This is a genomic window from Alteromonas sp. KUL150 (assembly GCF_009811475.1).
Classification (GTDB): Bacteria; Pseudomonadota; Gammaproteobacteria; order Enterobacterales; family Alteromonadaceae; genus Alteromonas; species Alteromonas gracilis.
In genome coordinates this window covers 1-4886 of the sequence record NZ_BLIJ01000042.1, presented here as the reverse complement: position 1 = coordinate 4886, position 4886 = coordinate 1, and the positions used below count along the sequence as shown (strand labels likewise).

Genomic DNA, 4886 nt, shown 5'->3' with positions numbered 1-4886 from the left:
AGACGAAGTAAAAGGTGCGCTGAGTTTCAATAGAAAGTTGGTTAAACGCTTTTTCCAACACTATGGCATTTCGGTTGAATTTACCATGGGACGCGCAGGGTATTTTCTATGGTTAAATCTAAAAACGTTTAGCGCAACACGTACTGAATCATCGTCCTTGATAGCTAATGAGACCGATAGTGAAAGGCAAAAGCACGAATCAAATCAATCGAGCTCCTATGACAAAGCCGATAAAAGTCATCAGCGTACGCGTGAACCGTTTTATTCTCCAGCTAAAACCGTTGAGACATGTATTGACCGAGGCGTTATTGGGAATGATGGTGCGCCTTTTGGGGCGCCAGATCACATTCGACTCAATTTAGCTTGTCATCCAGCCTTAATAGAAGAAGCATTACTACGTCTATGCTTTGCTACTGAATCTATATAACGTCATCTCTCATATCCTTATTTATAGAACGAAAAGCTCAATAATCTGACATTTAATTTCTAGTTATTGGAATCTAAAATAATTGGTATCAGAGTAAGCGTAGTTTTTGTGCGATGTATTAAATAAGAAAACGTACGCCTTACCATTAGAGATTCAAGAGGAAAAGGTAATGATTTATTTGAGACGGGCAAATGAACGAGGGCAGGTAGATTTCGGTTGGCTGAAGAGTCATCACAGCTTCTCATTTGGCCACTACTATGACGCAAACCACATGGGCTTTTCGGTACTGCGTGTTATTAACGATGATGTAGTGCAACCAGGCAGAGGGTTTGAGACACATGGGCACAGAGATATGGAAATCATTTCTTATGTGGTGAGTGGTGCGTTGAAACACAAGGACAGCAATGGAAATGAGTACACGGTGCCAGCTGGCGACGTGCAGGTAATGAGTGCAGGAAAAGGAATCATGCATTCTGAGTTCAATCCGTCAAACAATGAAGCGGTCAACTTTTTACAAATATGGATTGTGCCAGATGAAAAAGGAGGGAAACCGAGCTATGCGCAAAAAACCTTTGGTAAAAATAATCACGGCGCTTTGAATCAAGACGAGCCGTTAGAACTACTCGTGAGCAGTGACGGTAGAGAAGGGTCGTTAAAGATAAAGCAAAATGCTGAGATATCCCGGTTAACGCTTAATGCAAATGAAACATGGAGAAGTGCAACTAAGTCACGTAAAGGTTATCTGCATGTGATATCTGGCAATGTGAGGGTTTCATCCCAAAGCACAGTTGAGTCTGAGTCTATTAACCTGGGAGCTGGAGACGCAATAGGTATATATGAACACGATTCATTTTCAATAGATGCAATTGAAAATGCAGTGGCACTTTGGTTCGACTTGCCAGTTTGATTATCCAAAAGCAATTCAGATCAATAATTTAGTTTCAAATTGTGTATCTACACTTCACGAATCTCTATCTCGTGGTATGATGACTTGGTTATGGTGAGAGGCCCGTAATGTTAATTGTTATCGATGACAGTTGACTGATTTAACGGCCTCGAAACCAGATATCTATAAAACTGAAGTCAGTGAGATACTAGAGTGATAAAAATAATCCTAGCAGACGACCACGATTTGGTCAGAACAGGGATACGCCGAATTCTGGAAGACGTTAATGATTTCACTATTATCGCGGAAGCGAAAAATGGTGAAGACGCGGTACAGTGGTGCCGAAAAAATGCGCCAGATGTGGTACTCATGGACGTGAACATGCCTGGTATAGGCGGGCTCGAAGCGACAAAAAGAATTGTTCGAATGTCTGAAAATACGCGGGTCATTTGTGTGTCTATGCACAAAGAGAGCCCGATACCTATGCAGGTTATGGATGCCGGTGCCTTCGGCTTTCTAACGAAGGACGCGGAGCCTGATGAAGTTATTCTCGCTATAAGAAAAGTAGCGGCCGGGCAGAAATACATTGATAGCGAAGTGGCTAATAGTATCGCTATTGGTAAATTACTACCCAGTTCGGATAATCCATTTGATGAGTTATCGAGTAGAGAACTTACTATTGCCATGCGATTAACCGAAGGTCACAAAGTGCCAGATATAGCTCGAGAGCTATGTATTAACTCCAAAACTGTTAATACATATCGCTACAGAATGTTTCAAAAATTAGGTGTGAGTTCAGACGTAGAGCTAACCCATTTAGCTTACCGTCACAAGCTTATCAACCCTAATACCTTTTAAGCGTCGCAAAGCACGCAATGTCAAAGTAATTATGTCTGCATTCGATTCAGCAGCATTTCTTAAGAATTTAACCTCTCAGCCTGGTGTGTACCGCATGTACAATAACCAGGAAGAGGTTATTTACGTAGGAAAGGCCAAAAACCTCAAAAAGCGTGTGTCGAGTTATTTTCGTACTAACTTAGACAATGCTAAAACCCGCTCATTAGTCAGCCAGATTGCGAACATGGACGTTACTGTTGTTAACAGTGAAACCGAAGCGTTCTTACTCGAAAACAATTTTATCAAGAAATACAAGCCGCGTTACAACGTAGTAATGCGTGATGATAAATCCTATCCGTTTATCTTCTTATCAGATCATGAGCATCCGCGGCTTTCTTTTCATCGCGGTCCACAGAAAAAGAAAGGCGAATATTTTGGTCCTTATCCTAGTGCTTGGTCTGTTAGGGAGAGTTTGCGCTCAATGCAGCGTATATTTCCTGTACGTCAGTGTGAGGATAGCTACTATCGCGCGCGAAGCAGACCTTGCCTTCAATATCAAATGCAGCGGTGCAGTGCACCTTGTGTTGAAGGTTATGTGAGTGATGAGGAATATAAAGAGCAAGTAAATTTTGCCCGCTTGTTTTTAAAAGGAAAAAACCAGCAAGTTATTGGCGAGCTGGTGGATAAGATGGAAAAAGCCAGTGAAGCCTTAAATTTCGAAGCGGCCGCGCGTTATCGCGACCAGATAAACGCGCTTAGAAAAGTTCAAGAACGTCAGTGGGTAGCCGGTACACAAGATGAAATGGACGTATTCGGCTTTGCTTTTAAAGGCAATATGGCCTGTATTCAAGTAATGTTCATTCGCGAAGGCCAATTATTAGGTAGTAAAGCCTATTTTCCGAAAGTACCTAACATTGCTGATGAGCAAGAAGTGTTCGAGTCCTTCTTTTTACAATTTTATCTGGCAGGCAATAAAGTTATTCCCAAGCAAATTGTGTTAAGCAATACGCTAAGTGATGAGAGCGCGATAGCTGAAGTATTGGCCAGCGAAGCGGGGCATAAAGTACATTTCTTTAAAGGTGCCAGAGAAGAAAAACGGAAGTACCTTCAGCTCGCCCAATCAAATGCGCAAACAGCCCTTGAGGCACAATACAGCCAGCAGAAGTCAGTCTTTGCCCGCTATCTCGATTTAGAAGCGTCCTTGGAAGTAGAAACGCCCTTACAACGTATGGAGTGTTTTGATATATCTCATACCTCTGGGCAACAAACTGTCGCTTCCTGTGTGGTGTTCAATCGCGAGGGGCCACTAAAAAGTGACTACCGCAGATACAACATTGAAGGCATTACACCTGGTGATGATTATGCTGCCATGGCACAGGCGCTGAAACGCCGCTATAAATCAGTTAAGGAAGTGCAAAAAATTCCGGATCTGCTTTTGATTGATGGTGGTAAAGGGCAGCTTGCGCAAGCGGAACAGTTTTTCGAAGACTGGCCTCATGATAAAAAGCCTATGCTGTTAGGCGTAGCTAAAGGCACTACACGTAAGCCTGGTTTGGAAACCTTGATTCTTGCAGGTAGTCACCAAGTACTTCCTATGGACAGTCATTCTCCTGGGTTGCATCTCATCCAGCATATTCGCGATGAGTCTCACCGCTTTGCCATTACAGGGCATCGCAATCGACGTCAAAAGGTTAAAACAACCTCTAGTCTGGAAAGTATCCCTGGTATAGGCGCGAAGCGCAGGCAGTCTTTACTCAAGTTCATGGGAGGTTTACAAGGCCTCAAAAAAGCGAGCAAAGACGAAATTGCGAGCGTGCCTGGAATTAGCCCTGAACTGGCTGATACGATTTATGACCATCTGCATCAATAAATGAATGACTAACAAGCAATGCATTGCAATTTAAGGTAATGTGTAACGAGAATGAAAGGTGCCAAGCATCTAGGCGATCGCGCTAAACGCCCATAGAGGCATATAACACTGAGACGTATTTTTTATGTGGACTGTTCCAAACTGTATTACTTTATTTCGAGTAATTCTTATTCCTGTTTTTGTCACTGTATATTTCCTCGATTGGCGTTGGGCACAAGAAGCAGGTGCTTTTATTTTTTGGCTAGCTGCCATAACAGACTGGTTCGATGGTTATCTAGCGAGAAAACTTGAGCAATCCACGCCTTTTGGTGCGTTTCTAGATCCAGTGGCAGACAAATTGATTGTGGGCGCAGCACTTCTCATGATCACACATAGTTATGCAACCCTCTGGATAACATTGCCGTCGATAGCGCTACTGGTTCGTGAAATTTATGTTTCAGCACTACGAGAATGGATGGGCTCAAACGGTGTAAGGGATGCTGTTCAAGTATCTTTTATAGGCAAAGCAAAAACCACTGCGCAAATGTTAGCCTTAATAGGGCTTTTATCGGGTCTTGAGACATTCATGGGCTTTCCAATCTACTGGGTTTCTTTGGGTTATATTCTTTTATATTTCGCCGCAGTGTTGTCAATTTGGTCAATGGTTGTTTACACAAAAGCAGCTTGGCCACACCTTCGCGGCAATGCGATAAAGTGAAATTGATCGCGGTTTAATCAAAGTGAATAAAAAAATAGCAAACGATCATAAAAAACCGCATTTATCTCAATTTAAACACTTTTTTGTGTTGACAGTTTTGAATGGGTAGGTAGAATGCACCTCACATTTCGAGAGGACATCAACCAAACGAAATGGTCGATTAAGACAT

4 protein-coding genes and 1 pseudogene are annotated in these 4886 nt (G+C 42.5%); all 5 read left to right on the top strand.

Going from position 1 to position 4886, the window contains the following annotated elements; all coding sequences use genetic code 11:
• Nucleotides 1-427 (top strand): annotated as a pseudogene (locus tag GVO62_RS10200) (aminotransferase class I/II-fold pyridoxal phosphate-dependent enzyme); the annotation flags it as partial.
• A gap of 169 nt (nucleotides 428-596) precedes the next feature.
• A complete protein-coding gene (locus GVO62_RS10195) occupies nucleotides 597-1334 on the top strand; it encodes a pirin family protein (RefSeq protein ID WP_159119056.1) in 738 nt (245 codons plus the stop codon).
• A gap of 192 nt (nucleotides 1335-1526) precedes the next feature.
• Entirely contained in the window at nucleotides 1527-2171 is a 645-nt protein-coding gene (uvrY, locus tag GVO62_RS10190; RefSeq protein WP_105931368.1) for a UvrY/SirA/GacA family response regulator transcription factor, read from the top strand.
• A 31-nt stretch (nucleotides 2172-2202) separates the two neighbouring features.
• Nucleotides 2203-4020: an excinuclease ABC subunit UvrC gene (uvrC, locus tag GVO62_RS10185; RefSeq protein ID WP_159119054.1), complete on the top strand. Its 1818-nt coding sequence runs from the start codon at nucleotides 2203-2205 to the stop codon at nucleotides 4018-4020.
• A gap of 124 nt (nucleotides 4021-4144) precedes the next feature.
• A complete protein-coding gene (pgsA, locus tag GVO62_RS10180) occupies nucleotides 4145-4717 on the top strand; it encodes a CDP-diacylglycerol--glycerol-3-phosphate 3-phosphatidyltransferase (RefSeq protein ID WP_159119052.1) in 573 nt (190 codons plus the stop codon).
• Nucleotides 4718-4886 lie beyond the last annotated feature (169 nt).